The organism is Streptococcus sp. 5004 (genome assembly GCF_013276755.1).
GTDB lineage: Bacteria > Bacillota > Bacilli > Lactobacillales > Streptococcaceae > Streptococcus.
Genome location: NZ_VMLP01000004.1, coordinates 25765 through 43145 on the forward strand (window position 1 = coordinate 25765; position 17381 = coordinate 43145).

Below are 17381 nucleotides of genomic sequence, written 5' to 3' on the forward strand. Positions count from 1 at the left end.
TTGCTTGACATTTCAGACCAATCGGTTTATAATTAAAAAATGTAGAGATAAATACATGAGAAAAGAAGAAAAAACAAGACTACGAAGAGAGAAAATCATTACCGCTGCTTTGTTTGAATTTGCTACAAAAGGCTATCAAGGTTTTGTCATCAATGAACTTTGTAAAGTGGATGGTATTTCCAAAGGAGTTTTGTATCATAATTTTTCAGGGAAATCAGACCTCTATCTAACTTGTTTTCAGGAGAGTTTTGAGAAAGCTTTGGCAGTGTTTCTGGGGGTGGAAGGTCAAGTGCCCTCCTTAGCTGATTATATGGAAAGACGTCACCAATTTTATCAGCAATACCCAGAACATAGCCACATTTTCTTTGAGGCAATGATTGCGACACCAGAAGAATTGGAAGCAGACATTGCACCACAGAAAGCTATCTTTTTGGACTTGAATGAACAAGTTTGTCAAAAACTTATATCAGAATCCAAACTGAAAGAGCATATTGATGAGAAACGAGCTATGGACTATCTGCGATTGATTCAGGATATGTTTCGTTCCTATTATTTAACTGTTTCGTCAGATAGCAGTTTGCCTGACTTGGTTTCAGGATATGAACATCAATTATCACAGGTTTTGGATATGATGATTTATGGAATACTAGAGGAAGATTCCTCTAAAAAAGGAGAAAAATAATGTCGAAAATTTGGAAATGGTTGTTACTAATTGCGGGTATTTTTGCAGTTTTTGTAGGTTTTAATATGTTTGCACATCCTCTTATTAGCTTGGCTTCCATGACTTTCTGGTTTGCACTTGTATTTGCAGTTCAAGGGATTTCTGAGATTGTACAATACTTCAAATCAGAAGAAAAGCATGGCTGGAATTTATTTGGAGGAATTGTTACCCTCATCCTCGCTCTTACCTTGTTCTCAGGTAGCTTTATTGAAATGGTAACATTTGTACCATTTATCATTTCTTTATGGGCCTTGACAAATGGTATTACAAAAACTATCGTTGGTTTCAAGGTTCGTAAGACGGATAAATCGGTAGGTACCCCTCTAGTTTGGATGGGGATTTTAGGAATCGTAGCAGGTTTAATCATGATGGGACACCCATTGATGACCGGTCTCTATATTAGTTACACCATTGCCTTTGTCTTTATTTATCAAGGTATTGTGGCAATTGTTCAATTCTTCAAGATTAAATAAGAATAAAATGGAGTCTGTCTGATTACAATCAGCAGACTTTTTTCTCTTTCCTGAATGTGTTATAATAGTCCATGCTATGGCTGGAGCCTTTTCAGCCTACTTATACTCTTCGAAAATCTCTTCAAACTGCGTCAGCTTCTATCTGCAACCTCAAAACAATGTTTTGAGCAACCTGTGGCCAGCTTTCTAGTTTGCTCTTTGATTTTCATTGAGTATTATTAAGACAATATGAGGAGAAAGATGAAAGAAAAAGGATTTTGGGAGGGGGCGCAGGCGGCCATGCCAACGGCCCTTGGTTATGTCAGTATTGGCTTGGCCTGTGGGATTATTGGTGCGCCCTATGTGACACCTGTTGAGATGGGCTTGATGAGCCTCTTTGTTTATGCTGGGAGTGCCCAGTTTGCCATGTTGGCACTGATTGCGGTTCAAGCACCTGTGGCAGCTATTGCTATGACGGTCTTTTTGATTAATTTGCGTCTCTTTTTGTTGAGTTTGCATGCGTCAACCTATTTCCGTCATACCAGTCTCTGGCAAAATATCGGTATGTCTAGTCTCTTGACGGATGAGACTTATGGCGTTTTGATGGGCGAGTTAGCCCATACAGACAAGGTCAATCCTATGTGGATGCACGGAAACAATCTCAACAGCTATGTAGCTTGGTTTGTGGGAACAGTTGTCGGAACGGCTCTGGGTGGCCTACTGCCAAATCCAGAAATCTTTGGCTTGGATTTTGCCCTGGTTGGGATGTTCATCGGAATTTTTGCTTCGCAATTCCAGATTATGCAAAGACGGATTCCTGTCCGCAATCTGCTCATTATCCTAGCAGTTGTTGCGGTGTCCTTCTTTTTACTCTTGACAGTGGTGTCTCAGTCACTAGCTGTTCTATTTGCGACCTTGCTAGGTTGTACAATGGGGGTGGTATTAGATGGTCAGTAAGTATCTTTTATTAGCAGTTATTTTCTCTGGTCTTGTGACTTGGATTCCCCGTATGATTCCCTTCATCTTGGTCAAGTATAAGGGCTTGCCTGCGATCGTTGAGCGTTTTTTGAAGTTTTTGCCCGTTTCTATTATCTTTGCCTTGATTCTTTCAAGCGTAGTGACAGGTAAGGTTGGGAGCCTTCCTCAAATCAAATGGCTGGACTTCTTAGCAGTCTTTCCAACGGCTTGGGTGGCCTTTCGTTACCGCAATCTAGTCGGAACAGTTCTCTTTGGAGTAGTCTTGATCGCCGTCTTGCGCTTGGTCTTTTAAATTAGCCATAAAAAAAATTTATCACAGAGATAGATATCATATAATGGCGTAAATTCTCTTTTTCTGTTAGAATTATAAGGTATTTTATTTTGGAGGAAATGACATGAAAAAAATCGTTAAATACTCATCTCTTGCTGCCCTTGCTCTTGTTGCTGCAGGTGTGTTAGCAGCTTGCTCAGGTGGTGCTAAGAAAGAGGGAGAAGCAGCTGCCAAGAAAGAAATTATCGTTGTAACCAATGCTACACCAAAACCATTCAACTATGAAGAAAATGGCGAATTGACTGGTTACGAGATTGAAGTGGTTCGCGCTATCTTTAAGGACTCTGACAAGTATGATGTCAAGTTTGAGAAGACAGAGTGGTCAGGTGTCTTTGCAGGACTTGATGCTGATCGTTACCAAATGGCTGTTAGCAACATCAGCTACACTAAAGAACGTGCTGAAAAATACCTTTATGCAGCTCCAACTGCTAAAAACCCTAACGTTCTTGTAGTGAAAAAAGATGACCCTAGCATCAAATCGCTTGATGATATCGGTGGAAAATCAACAGAAGTTGTTCAAGGGACAACTTCTGCTAAACAGCTAGAAGACTACAACAAACAACATTCAGATAATCCAACTGTCCTAAAGTATACTAAAGCAGACTTCCAACAAATCATGGGACGCTTGAGCGATGGCCAGTTTGACTACAAGATTTTTGATAAAATCGGTGTTGAAACAGTCATCAAGGACCAAGGTTTGGACAACTTGAAAGTGATCGAACTTCCAAGCGACCAACAACCTTATGTTTACCCACTTCTTGCTAAAGGTCAAGATGAGTTGAAAACATTTGTAGACAAACGTATCCAAGAACTCTACAAAGACGGAACTCTTGAAAAATTGTCTAAACAATTCTTTGGAGGCACTTATCTACCAGCAGAAGCTGATATTAAATAATTTCTTGAAATCATCCATTCTGAGTAGATGGGTGATTTCTCAGTTTTTAGGGATATAGTTTTAAACTATATATCTGACTATCTAATAACAATTTGTGAAATCAAATAAATTGTGAGATACTAGTACGGTATTATTTTTAAGGAGAAAGAATCATGAAAATCAAAAAATGGCTTGGTGTAGCTGCCCTTGCTACAGTCGCAGGTTTGGCTCTTGCAGCTTGCGGAAACTCAGAAAAGAAAGCAGACAATGCAACAACTATCAAAATCGCAACGGTTAACCGTAGCGGTTCTGAAGAGAAACGTTGGGACAAAATTCAAGAATTGGTTAAAAAAGACGGCATTACTTTGGAATTTACAGAGTTCACAGACTACTCACAACCAAATAAGGCAACTGCTGATGGCGAAGTAGACTTGAACGCTTTCCAACACTACAACTTCTTGAACAACTGGAACAAAGAAAACGGAAAAGACCTTGTAGCGATTGCTGATACTTACATCTCTCCAATCCGCCTTTACTCAGGTTTGAATGGAAGTGACAACAAGTACACTAAAGTAGAAGACATCCCAGCAAACGGAGAAATCGCTGTACCGAACGATGCTACAAACGAAAGCCGTGCGCTTTACTTGCTTCAATCAGCTGGCTTGATTAAATTGGACGTTTCAGGAACTGCTCTTGCAACAGTTGCTAATATCAAAGAAAATCCAAAGAACTTGAAAATCACTGAATTGGACGCTAGCCAAACAGCTCGTTCATTGTCATCAGTTGACGCTGCCGTTGTAAACAATACCTTCGTTACAGAAGCAAAATTGGACTACAAGAAAGCACTTTTCAAAGAACAAGCTGATGAAAATTCAAAACAATGGTACAACATCATCGTTGCGAAAAAAGATTGGGAAACATCACCAAAAGCTGATGCTATCAAGAAAGTGATCGCAGCTTACCACACAGATGACGTGAAAAAAGTTATCGAAGAAACATCAGACGGTTTGGATCAACCAGTTTGGTAATAAGAAACAGGGAGGTGGGAGAGAAGATTCCACCTCTTGCTTTTGTATAGAGCATGGATTGTCAGGAAGAGTAGTTCATAGAAAGGTAGAGAGAATATGGTTTTTCCTAGCGAACAAGAACAGATTGAAAAATTTGAAAAGGATCATGTAGCCCAGCATTATTTTGAGGTTTTGCGTACCTTGATCTCTAAGAAATCAGTCTTTGCCCAACAGGTGGGGCTCAAAGAAGTCGCAAATTATCTGGGTGAGATTTTCAAGCGTGTTGGTGCTGAAGTGGAGATTGATGAGACTTATACGGCGCCCTTTGTCATGGCGCATTTCAAGAGTTCGCGTCCAGATGCCAAGACCTTGATTTTCTATAACCACTATGACACTGTGCCAGCGGATGGGGATCAGGTCTGGACAGAGGCTCCCTTTACGCTTTCGGTCCGCAATGGCTTCATGTATGGGCGTGGAGTTGACGATGATAAGGGTCATATCACAGCTCGTTTGAGTGCTTTGAGAAAATACATGCAGGACCATGATGATTTGCCTGTCAATATCAGTTTTATCATGGAGGGAGCGGAGGAATCGGCTTCGACAGACCTGGATAAGTATTTGGAAAAACATGCGGATAAACTCCGTGGCGCAGATTTATTGGTCTGGGAACAAGGGACTAAAAATGCCTTGGAACAGCTAGAAATTTCTGGTGGAAATAAGGGGATTGTGACCTTTGATGCCAAGGTAAAAAGTGCGGATGTCGATATCCACTCTAGTTATGGTGGGGTTGTGGAATCAGCTCCTTGGTATCTCCTCCAAGCCTTACAGACTCTTCGCGCTGCAGATGGCCGTATCTTGGTTGAAGGCTTGTACGAAGAAGTGCAGGAGCCAAATGAACGAGAATTGGCCTTGCTAGAAACTTATGGTCAACGAAACCCAGAGGAAGTTAGTCGGATTTATGGATTGGAGTTGCCTCTCTTACAGGAGGAGCGGATGGCCTTTCTAAAACGTTTCTTTTTCGAGCCAGCCCTTAATATCGAAGGGATCCAGTCTGGTTATCAAGGGCAAGGGGTTAAGACTATTTTGCCTGCAGAAGCCAGTGCCAAGCTAGAGGTTCGTCTGGTTCCGGGCTTAGAACCGCATGATGTTCTGGAAAAAATTCGGAAACAGCTAGACAAAAATGGCTTTGATAGGGTAGAATTATACTATACCTTGGGAGAGATGAGCTATCGAAGCGATATGAGCGCGCCAGCCATTCTTAATGTAATCGAGTTGGCCAAGAAATTCTATCCACAGGGCGTTTCAGTCTTGCCGACGACAGCGGGGACAGGGCCTATGCATACGGTCTTTGATGCCCTAGAGGTGCCAATGGTGGCCTTCGGTCTAGGAAATGCCAACAGCCGAGACCACGGTGGAGATGAAAATGTGCGAATCGCCGATTACTACACCCATATTGAATTAGTAGAGGAGCTGATTAGAAGCTATGAGTAGAGATATTATCAAGTTAGATCAGATCGATGTGACTTTTCATCAAAAGAAGAGAACCATCACAGCGGTCAAGGATGTGACCATTCACATCCAAGAAGGGGATATCTACGGAATCGTTGGATATTCTGGAGCAGGGAAATCAACCCTTGTACGGGTGATTAACCTCTTGCAAAAACCATCTGCAGGGAAAATTACCATTGACGACGATGTGATTTTTGATGGCAAGGTGACCTTGACGGCAGAACAGTTGCGTCGTAAACGTCAGGATATTGGGATGATTTTCCAGCATTTCAATCTGATGAGCCAAAAGACGGCAGAGGAGAATGTAGCCTTTGCCCTCAAACACTCTGGACTCAGTAAGGAAGAAAAGAAGGCTAAAGTAGCCAAGTTGTTGGACTTGGTTGGCTTGGCAGATCGTGCTGAAAACTACCCTTCACAACTATCTGGAGGGCAAAAACAGCGTGTAGCCATTGCGCGTGCCTTGGCAAATGATCCAAAAATCTTGATTTCAGACGAGTCAACTTCTGCCCTTGACCCTAAGACAACCAAGCAGATTTTGGCCTTGTTGCAAGATTTGAACCAAAAATTAGGCTTAACTGTTGTCTTGATTACGCATGAAATGCAGATTGTCAAAGATATTGCCAATCGTGTGGCAGTTATGCAGGATGGGCATTTGATTGAAGAGGGTAGCGTCCTTGAAATCTTCTCAAATCCTAAACAAGCTTTGACTCAAGACTTTATCTCAACAGCTACAGGCATTGATGAAGCTATGGTCAAAATTGAGAAGCAAGAAATCGTGGAACACTTGTCTGAAAACAGTCTCTTGGTTCAACTCAAGTACGCAGGTGCTTCAACAGACGAGCCACTTTTGAATGAATTGTACAAGCGTTACCAAGTAACGGCTAATATCCTCTATGGCAATATCGAAATTCTCGATGGTACTCCTGTTGGAGAATTGGTTGTGGTCTTGTCAGGTGAAAAAGCAGCGTTGGCAGGTGCCCAAGAAGCCATTCGTCAAGCAGGCGTACAGCTAAAAGTATTGAAGGGAGGACAGTAAGATGGAATCATTGATTCAAACCTATTTACCAAATGTCTATAAAATGGGCTGGGCTGGTCAAGCAGGTTGGGGAACAGCTATCTACCTAACCCTTTATATGACAGTTCTTTCCTTCATCATCGGAGGATTCTTGGGGCTAGTGGCAGGTCTTTTCCTTGTCTTAACAGCGCCAGGTGGTGTCTTGGAAAACAAGGTCGTCTTCTGGATTTTGGATAAGATTACCTCTATTTTCCGTGCGGTTCCTTTTATCATCCTCTTGGCAGTCTTGTCACCCTTCTCTCATCTAATCGTAGGAACAAGCATTGGTCCAAATGCGGCTATCGTACCGCTATCTTTTGCAGTCTTTGCCTTCTTTGCTCGTCAGGTGCAGGTTGTCTTGGCTGAGCTAGATGGCGGTGTCATTGAGGCAGCTCAAGCGAGCGGAGCGACTTTCTGGGACATCGTGGGTGTTTACCTATCAGAAGGTCTTCCAGACTTAATTCGCGTGACAACTGTGACCTTGATTTCCCTTGTTGGGGAAACAGCCATGGCCGGAGCGGTTGGAGCTGGTGGTATCGGTAACGTAGCCATCGCTTATGGATTTAACCGCTATAATCACGATGTAACTATCTTAGCAACCATCATTATCATTTTGATTATCTTTGCGATCCAATTCTTGGGAGATTTCTTAACTAAGAAATTGAGTCATAAATAAAGAGAATTAGGCAATCTGTACATCATTCATAGGAGTTGTCGTTATAGTCAAGACTTAAAATTCTCTGTACTGGTTGCTATCAACCGTTACTTTTATGAGTTAGAGAGTTAAGAATTGTGGGGAGTCAATATGCAAAATCTGGGAGAAGTTTTTAAAGAATTGAGAAAGAGTCGGAATGTATCTCTACAGGAGGCGACGGGAGGAGAGTTCACTTATTCCATGCTGAGCAAATTTGAGCGTGGAGAAGCAGATTTATCATCTATGAAATTGATTACTGCCTTAGATAACATCCACTCTGATTTGAATGAATTTATGTACTTGGTACGTGGTTTTTCTCAGAAAAAGGTTTTGGCTTTTCAAGAAAATCTCTGGGATTTATATGACAGAGAAGGGATTGATTCTCTCCATTCCTTGTATGAAGAGACGACTCAAAAGTACAGATCAAGTGCTAAAAAAAGCTATCTCTTACAAATGATTCGTATCAAAAGCCTTCTCGTGTTTTTTGATTCAGAAATAAGAGCAACGGATGAAGAACTGACTTTTCTCTATGACTATTTTTTTACTATTGATATCTGGGGAAATTATGAATTGGAACTATTTTCAACGATTTCTACTTTGTTTCCTCTGCCTCTCTATTTTAAATATTCTAGGGAGATGTTACAAAAGACGGATTTATTAGGCTCTTTACCGAGTAACAAAGTTGGTATTGACACTATTTTGATTAATGGACTTTTTAAAGCGATAGAGGAAAAGGATAAATTAAAAGCAGACTATTTTACCTTTCAGATTGAAAAACGAGAATTGCCAGAATCTCAAGCCTATCTTAAAATCATTTATATGATTGCTAAAGGGTATTATGATACTATTTTTAATGTTAAAAATAAGGGTCTTGAGAAAATCCAGAGAGGCATTACAATCTTACAAGATTTAGAGTATATAGATGGTGCAAGATATTATGAAAACTATTTTGAAAATCAGTTTTCAAATAAAGATTTGTAATATATTCTCGTTACATCGACTGATGAAAAATAAATGGGCTTGTAGATGGAGTGATAAATAGTAGTATCTAGGAGCTAGAGTTTCTATTTTCAGAAAAAATATATTACAAAAAAGTGGGGAGTCCCGCTTTTTTTGTTAGACTGGTTTCAATAGAATACTCTTTGAAATATGGAGAAAGGCCTGTTATGAAACTATTCTTAAGCCATCATTTATTTAGAATACTGACCTTATCGAGATTTTTGAGCTCAAGTGGAGCTTATATTTATAATCTGGTATTTATTATTTATGCTGCGAGTCTACCCTTTAAAAATATAGCTGTATTTATGGCGAATATGATTACGATTTTACCTTTCCTATTTACTTTTTATGTTGGGATTAAGGCTGATCATACTCGGAATAAAGCAGGGACAATTATCTGGGTTGGTTGTGTGCAAAGTCTACTATTTCTTTTGATTGCTAGTGTGATTCATAATCAGAACTTTGTAACGTTTGCTTTTATCTGTATGGTTAATATCTGTTCGGATATTTTATCAGATTATACAGCAGGCCTTCGTATGCCGATTATCCAGCATAATATTTCGGAAGATAAGCTCTATGAAGCTTATTCCTTTACTCAGTTTGTCTCCTATTTATCAAATCTAGGAGGTCAAGCCTTAGGAGTGTGGTTACTCACAACAAGCCACCAAAATTTTTCTTTTGTTGCAATTGTAAATGCTGGCTTCTTTTTACTATCTTCTCTCATTTTGTTCAAAAATAGAAGAGAATTGACGCATTTGTCTGTAAGTGTAGAGGATAAGTCGATTAGTTTACTTCAACAAGTTAAGGTAATCTATGCGGACATGGATGATATCTTTAGGCAGAGAGAAAGTAAATCTTTGTTTAAAATGATCCTTGTCATTTTGGTAATGAATACTTTGGGAGGAGCTGTTGGAGGTATTTATCACTTTTACTTATTAGACCATACTATCTATCATCTCAGCTATGCTCAGGCCCTATTTTTAATCGAATGTGTTAGCTTGGGAGGAGCTATTCTTGGTAGCCTAACTCCCCATGATTATTTTGGGAAATGGTCGTTTTCAAGTTTGCTATCGCTCAATGCAATTCTGTTTGTCTTACTTGCTACTGCTAATATTTTAGATTTTTCTCCTCTAGTAGGTGTTGTTTGCTTAGCCTTTGTCATGTATTTGATGTCGAAATCAATGCCTAAATTAGATACTCTGTTATTGTCTAATTTGAGCGTGGATGTATTAGCTAGAAGTAATAATCTCTTGAGTATGATTTTTTCCCTAACATTACCCTTGGGGATGTCTGTATTTTCCTTCTTAGCTTTGCAAGATATCAGTCTTTGTTGGTGGGTGTTTTTGGTAGTGAGTGTGATAGGGTTGACTTTATCTCTAGAAAAAAGAAGTTTTTCAGGTAAAAAATTTTAACCTAGGGGAAATCAGGCTTACTAGAAGGTCTTCCAGATTTGATCCGTGTGACGACTGTGACCTTGATTTCACTTGTTGGTAAAACAGCCATGGCGGGGCAGTTGGAGCTGGCGGTGTTGGTAACGTAGCTATCGCTTATGGATTTATACTCTTCGAAAATCTCTTCAAACTACGTCAGCTTTGCCTTGCCGTAGGTATATGTAACTGACTTCGTCAGTCTTATCTCCAACCTCAAAACAGTGTTTTGAGCAACCTGCGGCTAGCTTCCTAGTTTGCTCTTTGATTTTCATTGAGTATTACAATCCAATTCTTGGGAGATTTCTTGACTAAGTCTTGAGCCATAAATAAAAAGAGCCGTGCGGCTCTTTTTTAGTAATCAGATTTTCTGTGCAAATTTTTTACTCAAGGCTTGTCCAATCAAGGCACCAACTAGGGCTCCAATGACAATACTTGCGATAAATAGAAGGATGGTTCCAGGATTTGGCGCGACCATGATACGGTCGATATATTCTTGCGATTTTCCTCTTGCTAGAAGGGTTGCCATATAGGCTTTGGGCGCAATCCACATAAGCAAGATTGGTCCTGATGTACTAAAGGCAAAGAGAATGAAAGAAAGGAAGTTCTTTGTTTTGTCCTTGTATTTTCCTAAATGAGCTACTCCATCTGCTAGGAGACCACAGATAATTCCAGGAAGGAAGGCGCCGGCACCGTGTTTAGTTCCCAAGAAAAAGAGAGCAATAACAAGGCCGATAGTGGTAATGGCTCCAAAACGCGGAACTTTTGCGATTAGAATCATATAGACGCTACCGCCGACAAGGGCAGTAAAGGCAGGCGCATAAAACATGTTTCCAGTTTGGTCAAAGAGATTGCCCAAAAGGACACCAATCCCCATGCAGAGGAAGTAAAGAATTGCAAAAAGCAGTGTAGTTAAGATAGATTTTTTCATGAATTGTCTCCTGATAATTTTTTCACAATTCTCATTTTACCATGGTTTGGTGGGATTGTAAATGGATACTAGAAGTTTTTGAAAACGCTTGAAATATGATATAATAGTTTCATAGTTATTTTTAGGGGGATATCATGGGTAGATTTTTAGACTTTGTCTTTAATCGTTTCTTTTTAGGGATGATTGCGACAGCCTTCTTTTGGCTATTAACATTGGCAGGAGGGATTATCCTTGGTCTAGCGCCGGCTAGTGCCACCTTGATGAGCCTGTATGCAGAACATGGTTATAGCTTTCGGGAATACAGTTTGAAGGAGGCGTGGTCTCTTTATAAGCAAAATTTTGTCTCAAGCAACCTGATTTTCTATAGCTTTTTAGGTGTGGATTTAGTTTTGGTCTATGGCCTGTATCTATTGGTTCAATTACCTAATCAGACCATCGTTCATTTGATTGCGACCTTTTTGAATGTCTTAGTAGTTCCCCTCATCTTTTTGGCCTATACAGTGTCTTTGAAATTACAAGTTTATTTTGACTTGTCTTATCGAAATAGTCTAAAACTATCCTTGATTGGCATTTTTATGAGTCTAGCAGCTGTGGCCAAGGTTTTTCTTGGGACAGTGCTACTTGTGGCAATTGGTTACTATATGCCTGCTCTTCTCTTCTTTGTAGGAATTGGGATGTGGCATTTCTTTATCAGTGATATGTTGGAACCGGTCTATGAAAGTATCCATGAAAAATTGGCGACAAAATAGAATGAAGCAGTTTTGGCTGCATACGCTTCTAAGAACCTACAGTTCAGTTATGATGATTATTATTGCGAGTTTTGCAATTTTACTCTCCTATGCTGACTGGGATTCACGGGAAAAGGAAGCCCAGAGAGTAGCCCAGCGTGTAACTGCTAGAACAGTGAGTGAAATTGAATATTACCATAGAGAGTCAACCCAGATAGCTCAGGCTTTAGTTGAAAATCAAGCTCGTATTGAGGGAATCTATAAATACTTTAGCCTTAGCATGCCAGACTATTTTTACTGGCAATTAGAGCGGAAAGCTTCGCCTTATGTATCAGTCTCTCTGCATGAAAATGTTGATGACCTCTATGTTCGAAATGATTTTGTAACTGGAGTGGCCATTGTTTTTCAAGATTACAAGGAAGTCTATGTTTCTACTAAAGACAAACGTAGTGGAGAAAAAATCAGGGCTGAGGATTTTAAACCAGCAGGAAATAGTTTTGCCATTCCGGTGTCTGATCCAGTGTCAGATCAAGATTTAGGAGTGATTTACATCTCCTTGGACCCTGCTGTTTTATACCATGCCATTGATAATACTAGAGGTCATACTCCGATGGCAGTAACAGTGACCTCACCTTTTGATACGGAGATTTTTCATATTGGTGAGACAGTTGATAAGGAGAGTGAAAATTGGCTAGTTGGCTTAACTTCTCATGGTTATCAGGTTCAGGTGGCAGTTCCCAAAAACTTTGTTTTACAAGGAACGGTGACCAGCTCTGCTTTGATTGTGGGCTTGAGCCTTCTCTTTATTGTCATTCTTTATCTGACTTTGAGGCAGACCTTTGCTAATTACCAAAAGCAGGTAGTGGATTTGGTGGATTCCATTCAAGTCATTGCTCAAGGCGAAGAGGGTCGTCGGATTGACATTTCCGAGAAAGATCAGGAATTGCTCCTAATCGCAGAGACTACTAATGATATGTTGGATCGATTGGAAAAGAACATCCATGATATTTACCAGTTAGAGCTTAGTCAAAAAGATGCCAATATGCGGGCCTTGCAGGCGCAAATCAATCCTCATTTCATGTATAATACGCTGGAATTCTTGCGCATGTATGCAGTTATGCAGAGTCAAGACGAGTTGGCGGATATCATTTATGAGTTTAGTAGTCTCTTGCGTAACAATATTTCTGACGAAAGAGAAACTCTCCTCAAACAGGAATTAGAATTTTGCCGTAAATACAGCTATCTCTGCATGGTTCGCTATCCCAAGTCCATTGCCTATGGTTTCAAGATAGATTCAGAGTTAGAGAATATGAAGATTCCCAAGTTTACCTTGCAACCGCTGGTAGAAAACTATTTCGCGCATGGTGTTGACCACAGGAGGACAGATAATGTGATTAGCATCAAGGCTCTTAAACAGGATGGGTTTGTGGAAATTTTGGTGGTCGATAATGGTAGAGGAATGTCGGCTGAAAAACTGGCAAGTATTCGAGAAAAATTAAGTCAGAGACATTTTGAACACCAAGCCAGCTACAGTGATCAAAGGCAGTCTATCGGGATTGTCAATGTCCATGAGCGTTTTGTGCTCTATTTTGGGGATCGATATGCTATTACTATAGATTCTGCAGAGCAAGCAGGTGTTCAGTATCGTATTACAATTCAAGATGAGTAGAAAGGGAGAAGATGTATAAAGTATTATTAGTAGATGATGAGTACATGGTGACAGAAGGTCTGAAACGTTTGATTCCCTTTGATAAGTGGGATATGGAGGTCGTCGCAACAGCCAGTCATGCCGATGAAGCCCTAGAATATGTTCAGGAAAATCCTGTCGATGTGGTCATTTCCGATGTCAATATGCCCGACAAAACAGGGCTTGATATGATTCGAGAGATGAAAGAAATCTTACCAGATGCTGCCTATATCCTGCTGTCAGGTTATCAGGAGTTTGATTATGTAAAAAGAGCTATGAACCTTAGTGTGGTGGACTATCTGGTTAAGCCTGTTGATAAGGTAGAGCTAGGAAATCTGCTGGAGAAGATTGCAGGTCAGCTCGGCGAGAGAGGTAAGAAAAGTCAGACCCTCAGTCAAGATTTAGACGATGCTGGATTTGTTAGTTATTTAGGTGGTAAGGAGAATTGGTGGATAGGTCTTTCAAAGGAAAAACAGGGCTCCTTCACTATTCCCTACTATGTCTTGGGTCAAGATTGGCAGATTTTCATTTCTGACCAACCCCTAGATGGTTTGGTCGTTACACCTTTTGAAGCTCCTTATCAAGAACACTTTGAACGCTGGAAGCTGAATGCTGAGAAAGCCCTCTTTTACGGCTCTGTAAATCTACAGCAGTCTCAGAGTCTCTTTGCCTACTACGAACCGATTTATAGGGTTATCATTCAGGGGAATCTCAATCAAATCGTGGAAGAATTGAACCTTTTGGAGAAGGTGGTTCTTGAAAATACACCGCGTGTTCCGATTACCAAACAGCTTTTTATCCAGTTTGTCATGGATGTCTTTCACTTGTTTGAACATCTCAAAGCTGATGATATGACGGACATTGTCAAAACCATTCATGCTATTCAATCCTTCGATGAATTGGTTTCTTATATCAAGGAAACTCTGACCAGCTTTTTCGGTCAATACCGTATGAATGAAAATGTGGTCAGTGTGCTGGAAGTCATTGGTCGTGATTACCAAAAGGAGCTGTCCCTCAAGGATATCAGTAAGGCCCTCTTTATCAATCCTGTCTATCTAGGACAGTTGATTAAGCGTGAAACCGATTCGACCTTTGCAGAGTTACTAAACAAACAACGTATTAAGGCTGCCCAGCAGCTCTTGCTTTCGACTAGTGATAGTATCGAAGATATTTGTTATGCTGTTGGTTACAGTAACCTTGGATATTTCTATAAAGTTTTCCGAAAATTGTGCGGAAAATCGCCAAAAGCCTACCGAAAACAGGTAGAAACGATACTGTAAGATTTGTATTCCTTTATAAAATGTGCTATAATATGAATAATATTATTAGGAGGTTCTATTATGAAAAAGAAACCGATTTATCTATGGGTCTTGTTAATCTTGTCTGCCCTTATTTCAGCAATGTCTCTGTTTGGAATGTTGAGTCCCTTACCTAGCAAAGAAGCTCTTCGTGCCGCTCAGAAACAAGTTGCAGGGGTCAGTGCTCAGCAATTAGAAGACCAGCTTAATTACAACTATGGAGTAGCAGAAGCATATCATTCTATTTTTAATATGGCCTTGATTGTGCTATCTGTTATTTTAGTGGTCGTAGCGATTGTCTTCCTTATTCGTAAGAATTTGCAATATGCAAACTATACTTACGTTGGCTATGTTTTGTTAGCTATTATCGGTTCGATTTATGGCTATGTTGGTTTACAGGACGCTGTGCAGTTGGTTCAAGATGAGAGCATGCGTTTGACAATGAGTATTGGTTCAAAAGCTGTCAGCATTTTCTATATCGTCATCAATATTCTCTTCCTAGCTCTTGTCTTCTATAAGATGTGGCGACAACAGAAAGCCTTGGCAGAAGAAGAGGAAGCAGAAAATCTTGCCTAAGTATTGACAAAAAAGAACTATCAAGATACAATCTTGGTAGTTCTTTTTCGATTAAAAATAAAATCATGGAGGTACATATGAAGACAATTTCTTTAGTTTATATTAGTTTGAGTGGCAACACTGAAAGTTTTGTGACGCGCTTGAAAGATTATCTCTTGTCCCAGTACGAGGGAATTGAGGTTCAAAAGATTCATATCAAGGATTTGGTCAAGGAAGGTAAAAATTTCTATGAGATGGACCATCCCTATGTCGCTTTTTTGCCGACCTATCTCGAAGGTGGGAATGGCGTGGATAACGGAGATGTTGAGATCTTGACGACACCCGTTGGGGATTTTATCGCCTATGGTGACAATGCTAGCAAGTGTTTTGGTGTGGTTGGTTCAGGAAATCGTAACTTTAATAATCAATACTGTCTGACAGCCAAGCAATACAGTCAACGTTTTGGTTTCCCTGTATTGGCTGATTTTGAAATGCGAGGCATGCTGGAAGATATCAAACATGTCGCAGCTATTATCGCAGATTTGTATGAGTTGGAAAGGGAGAATTAAAGTCAATATAAGAGGCGCTTGGGATTTGCTAGCTGTTTTTTGAGTATAAACAGTCTTTGAGAACGTAAAAAAGCATAAGTTCAGGTCTTCAAAACCTTGTTCTTATGCTTTTTATCATAGAAATATTTGCTGCATTTTCTCTTGAAATGAAACCTTATACTCAATGAAAATCAAAGAGCAAACTAGGAAACTAGCCGCAGGCTGTACTTNNACGTGGTTTGAATTTGATTTGCGAAGAGTATTATCTTCATCTCGCGCTTGTCAGTTAACCTGCTTTTCCGATTGCGAGTGCGTAGATAAAGAAGATGGCGAAGCCAAAGAGGAAAATCAATCCTGCAATGGCAAGGTGTTTGAGCCAAGAAGGAAGATGTTTGTTTTCACGCGTTACCAAGGCGTAATTCAAAAGAGCAAAGAAAGGTGTTGTCAGGAAAGAGCCAATCATGGCAAAGCGGAGCATGGTTGACACCTGACCAGAGAAGAACTTGATAATGACGATACCGATGATAGCAGTAATGGTCATCCAGATATTCAAAGATTTACGATTGTCTTCTTTTTGACTGATTAGCAGTCGGAGAGATTCCTGATTGACACGAGAATAGCCATCAATAACAGTGATAACTGTTCCAAAGATACACAGGAAAGCAATAAAGGTAATCAAGTAACGGGACCATTCGCCAAGAACAGAGGCATACATGCCCACGAATTGAGAGATGTATTTGGCCGAAGCAGCTTCAACCGCCTGCCCTGTAGGATACTGAATCAGTGCTCCCAGTGCTACAAAGAAGACGGCTAGGATAGCTGTTCCAATATAACCAGTGTTAAAGTCAAACAGAGCGTCTTCTGTGTTAAAGTTGACGGTCTTTCTCTTTTCAGCTGACCAAAGTGAATTGATAGCTGAAATTTCAATAGGAGCCGGCATCCATCCTAGGAGGGAGACGATGAAGGGCAGAGCTGCCATTTGCCAAGGTGTCTTCTCGACAAAATCAGAACTGTATTCTGGATGCTTGACCGCTGCGATGATAACTGCAAGAACAGTCGCAATGGTTAAGGCAGACATAATCCATTTGACCATACCATCTAAGAGTTTGTAGCCTCCAAAGAGTAGCATAGCCCAAATGACTGCAACGAGAATGAGGGACCACTGAGTGATGCTAAGACCGATCATTGGGAAGGCGCTGGCGATGATAGCTGAGCACAGAATGGCGACACCAGCTGTGTTGACCATAGCCGAAAAAACATTGAGGATAAAGAAAATCCAGAGATAGAGTTTTCCTTTTTCGGCATAACCTTCAACCAAAGTCTTTCCAGTATCAGCTGTGTATTCAGCACCAAAACGGAAAAATGGATATTTAAAGACATTGGCTAAGATGACCAAGAGAAGTAGAGACCAACCGTAAGAACCGCCAGCTTGAGTGGAAGATACAATGTGGGAACCTCCAACAGCGGCAGTTGCCATTAGGATTCCAGGTCCCATTGCTTTTAGCTTGCTTGCCCAGGTTGATTGATTTAAGGAAATAGCTTGTGACATGATAAATACTCCTTTTTGAATTTTCAGAATAATCTGGAT

General features: G+C 40.3%; 18 protein-coding genes and 1 pseudogene. 17 read left to right on the forward strand and 2 right to left on the reverse strand.

Features of this window, described 5'->3' with window-relative positions; translation table 11 throughout:
* Positions 1–55 precede the first annotated feature (55 nt).
* The 12 genes and pseudogenes from HT685_RS01505 to HT685_RS10045 form a co-directional block, all read left to right on the forward strand.
* A complete protein-coding gene (locus HT685_RS01505) occupies positions 56–682 on the forward strand; it encodes a TetR/AcrR family transcriptional regulator (protein ID WP_001224323.1) in 627 nt (208 codons plus the stop codon).
* Positions 682–1194 (forward strand): DUF308 domain-containing protein, encoded by a 513-nt coding sequence (locus HT685_RS01510; RefSeq protein ID WP_000036821.1) that lies wholly within the window; start codon positions 682–684, stop codon positions 1192–1194. Before HT685_RS01505 ends, HT685_RS01510 begins: the two co-directional genes overlap by 1 nt.
* Positions 1195–1434: 240 nt before the next feature.
* Positions 1435–2130, forward strand: coding sequence for an AzlC family ABC transporter permease (locus tag HT685_RS01515; RefSeq protein ID WP_000659743.1), 696 nt, complete (start codon positions 1435–1437; stop codon positions 2128–2130).
* Positions 2120–2443, forward strand: coding sequence for an AzlD domain-containing protein (locus tag HT685_RS01520; protein WP_000253936.1), 324 nt, complete (start codon positions 2120–2122; stop codon positions 2441–2443). The genes HT685_RS01515 and HT685_RS01520 overlap by 11 nt, the downstream gene beginning before the upstream one ends.
* 103 nt (positions 2444–2546) lie before the next feature.
* Entirely contained in the window at positions 2547–3377 is an 831-nt protein-coding gene (locus tag HT685_RS01525) for an amino acid ABC transporter substrate-binding protein (RefSeq protein ID WP_173278918.1), read from the forward strand.
* 152 nt (positions 3378–3529) lie between these two features.
* Positions 3530–4384: a MetQ/NlpA family ABC transporter substrate-binding protein gene (locus tag HT685_RS01530; RefSeq protein WP_000694523.1), complete on the forward strand. Its 855-nt coding sequence runs from the start codon at positions 3530–3532 to the stop codon at positions 4382–4384.
* A gap of 96 nt (positions 4385–4480) precedes the next feature.
* A complete protein-coding gene (locus HT685_RS01535) occupies positions 4481–5854 on the forward strand; it encodes a M20/M25/M40 family metallo-hydrolase (protein ID WP_173278919.1) in 1374 nt (457 codons plus the stop codon).
* Positions 5847–6908 carry a methionine ABC transporter ATP-binding protein gene (locus HT685_RS01540; protein ID WP_173225057.1) on the forward strand — a complete coding sequence of 354 codons (1062 nt, stop codon included), beginning with the start codon at positions 5847–5849 and terminating at the stop codon, positions 6906–6908. Before HT685_RS01535 ends, HT685_RS01540 begins: the two co-directional genes overlap by 8 nt.
* Before the next feature lies 1 nt (position 6909).
* Complete coding sequence (locus HT685_RS01545) at positions 6910–7602, forward strand: methionine ABC transporter permease (protein ID WP_000444647.1); 693 nt, start codon at positions 6910–6912, stop codon at positions 7600–7602.
* Positions 7603–7731: 129 nt separating this feature from the next.
* Complete coding sequence (locus HT685_RS01550; RefSeq protein WP_173225061.1) at positions 7732–8601, forward strand: Rgg/GadR/MutR family transcriptional regulator; 870 nt, start codon at positions 7732–7734, stop codon at positions 8599–8601.
* A 185-nt stretch (positions 8602–8786) separates the two neighbouring features.
* Positions 8787–10031, forward strand: a complete 1245-nt coding sequence (locus HT685_RS01555; RefSeq protein WP_173225064.1) for a transporter — start codon at positions 8787–8789, stop codon at positions 10029–10031.
* Positions 10032–10048: 17 nt separating this feature from the next.
* A pseudogene (locus HT685_RS10045) lies at positions 10049–10176 on the forward strand (ABC transporter permease); the annotation flags it as partial.
* A gap of 231 nt (positions 10177–10407) precedes the next feature.
* On the opposite strand, the gene HT685_RS01560 reads toward HT685_RS10045, so the two are convergent.
* Positions 10408–10977, reverse strand: coding sequence for an MptD family putative ECF transporter S component (locus tag HT685_RS01560; RefSeq protein WP_173225066.1), 570 nt, complete (start codon positions 10975–10977; stop codon positions 10408–10410).
* A gap of 134 nt (positions 10978–11111) precedes the next feature.
* On the opposite strand from HT685_RS01560, the gene HT685_RS01565 reads away from it, so the two are divergent.
* The 5 genes from HT685_RS01565 to nrdI all read left to right on the forward strand — a co-directional run bounded on the left by HT685_RS01565 (position 11112) and on the right by nrdI (position 15814).
* Positions 11112–11726: a DUF624 domain-containing protein gene (locus HT685_RS01565; RefSeq protein ID WP_166732238.1), complete on the forward strand. Its 615-nt coding sequence runs from the start codon at positions 11112–11114 to the stop codon at positions 11724–11726.
* Complete coding sequence (locus HT685_RS01570) at positions 11704–13374, forward strand: sensor histidine kinase (RefSeq protein ID WP_345789530.1); 1671 nt, start codon at positions 11704–11706, stop codon at positions 13372–13374. The genes HT685_RS01565 and HT685_RS01570 overlap by 23 nt, the downstream gene beginning before the upstream one ends.
* A gap of 11 nt (positions 13375–13385) precedes the next feature.
* Positions 13386–14672 (forward strand): response regulator transcription factor, encoded by a 1287-nt coding sequence (locus HT685_RS01575; RefSeq protein ID WP_173251604.1) that lies wholly within the window; start codon positions 13386–13388, stop codon positions 14670–14672.
* 60 nt (positions 14673–14732) lie between these two features.
* Positions 14733–15266 carry an ABC transporter permease gene (locus HT685_RS01580; protein ID WP_173278920.1) on the forward strand — a complete coding sequence of 178 codons (534 nt, stop codon included), beginning with the start codon at positions 14733–14735 and terminating at the stop codon, positions 15264–15266.
* Between the two features lie 77 nt (positions 15267–15343).
* Positions 15344–15814 (forward strand): class Ib ribonucleoside-diphosphate reductase assembly flavoprotein NrdI, encoded by a 471-nt coding sequence (gene nrdI / locus HT685_RS01585; RefSeq protein ID WP_173225070.1) that lies wholly within the window; start codon positions 15344–15346, stop codon positions 15812–15814.
* Between the two features lie 265 nt (positions 15815–16079).
* Here the strand turns inward: nrdI and HT685_RS01590 are convergent, their stop codons facing one another.
* A complete protein-coding gene (locus HT685_RS01590; protein WP_173225074.1) occupies positions 16080–17342 on the reverse strand; it encodes an NRAMP family divalent metal transporter in 1263 nt (420 codons plus the stop codon).
* Positions 17343–17381: the final 39 nt, after the last annotated feature.

Excerpts from the sequence above, each read along its gene's own strand:
- HT685_RS01505 (WP_001224323.1), top strand. The coding sequence starts at position 56 with ATGAGAAAAGAAGAAAAAACAAGACTACGAAGAGAGAAAATCATTACC.
- HT685_RS01510 (WP_000036821.1), top strand. The coding sequence starts at position 682 with ATGTCGAAAATTTGGAAATGGTTGTTACTAATTGCGGGTATTTTTGCA.
- HT685_RS01515 (WP_000659743.1), top strand. The coding sequence starts at position 1,435 with ATGAAAGAAAAAGGATTTTGGGAGGGGGCGCAGGCGGCCATGCCAACG.
- HT685_RS01520 (WP_000253936.1), top strand. The coding sequence starts at position 2,120 with ATGGTCAGTAAGTATCTTTTATTAGCAGTTATTTTCTCTGGTCTTGTG.
- HT685_RS01525 (WP_173278918.1), top strand. The coding sequence starts at position 2,547 with ATGAAAAAAATCGTTAAATACTCATCTCTTGCTGCCCTTGCTCTTGTT.
- HT685_RS01530 (WP_000694523.1), top strand. The coding sequence starts at position 3,530 with ATGAAAATCAAAAAATGGCTTGGTGTAGCTGCCCTTGCTACAGTCGCA.
- HT685_RS01535 (WP_173278919.1), top strand. The coding sequence starts at position 4,481 with ATGGTTTTTCCTAGCGAACAAGAACAGATTGAAAAATTTGAAAAGGAT.
- HT685_RS01540 (WP_173225057.1), top strand. The coding sequence starts at position 5,847 with ATGAGTAGAGATATTATCAAGTTAGATCAGATCGATGTGACTTTTCAT.
- HT685_RS01545 (WP_000444647.1), top strand. The coding sequence starts at position 6,910 with ATGGAATCATTGATTCAAACCTATTTACCAAATGTCTATAAAATGGGC.
- HT685_RS01550 (WP_173225061.1), top strand. The coding sequence starts at position 7,732 with ATGCAAAATCTGGGAGAAGTTTTTAAAGAATTGAGAAAGAGTCGGAAT.
- HT685_RS01555 (WP_173225064.1), top strand. The coding sequence starts at position 8,787 with ATGAAACTATTCTTAAGCCATCATTTATTTAGAATACTGACCTTATCG.
- HT685_RS01560 (WP_173225066.1), bottom strand. The coding sequence starts at position 10,977 with ATGAAAAAATCTATCTTAACTACACTGCTTTTTGCAATTCTTTACTTC.
- HT685_RS01565 (WP_166732238.1), top strand. The coding sequence starts at position 11,112 with ATGGGTAGATTTTTAGACTTTGTCTTTAATCGTTTCTTTTTAGGGATG.
- HT685_RS01570 (WP_345789530.1), top strand. The coding sequence starts at position 11,704 with ATGAAAAATTGGCGACAAAATAGAATGAAGCAGTTTTGGCTGCATACG.
- HT685_RS01575 (WP_173251604.1), top strand. The coding sequence starts at position 13,386 with ATGTATAAAGTATTATTAGTAGATGATGAGTACATGGTGACAGAAGGT.
- HT685_RS01580 (WP_173278920.1), top strand. The coding sequence starts at position 14,733 with ATGAAAAAGAAACCGATTTATCTATGGGTCTTGTTAATCTTGTCTGCC.
- nrdI (WP_173225070.1), top strand. The coding sequence starts at position 15,344 with ATGAAGACAATTTCTTTAGTTTATATTAGTTTGAGTGGCAACACTGAA.
- HT685_RS01590 (WP_173225074.1), bottom strand. The coding sequence starts at position 17,342 with ATGTCACAAGCTATTTCCTTAAATCAATCAACCTGGGCAAGCAAGCTA.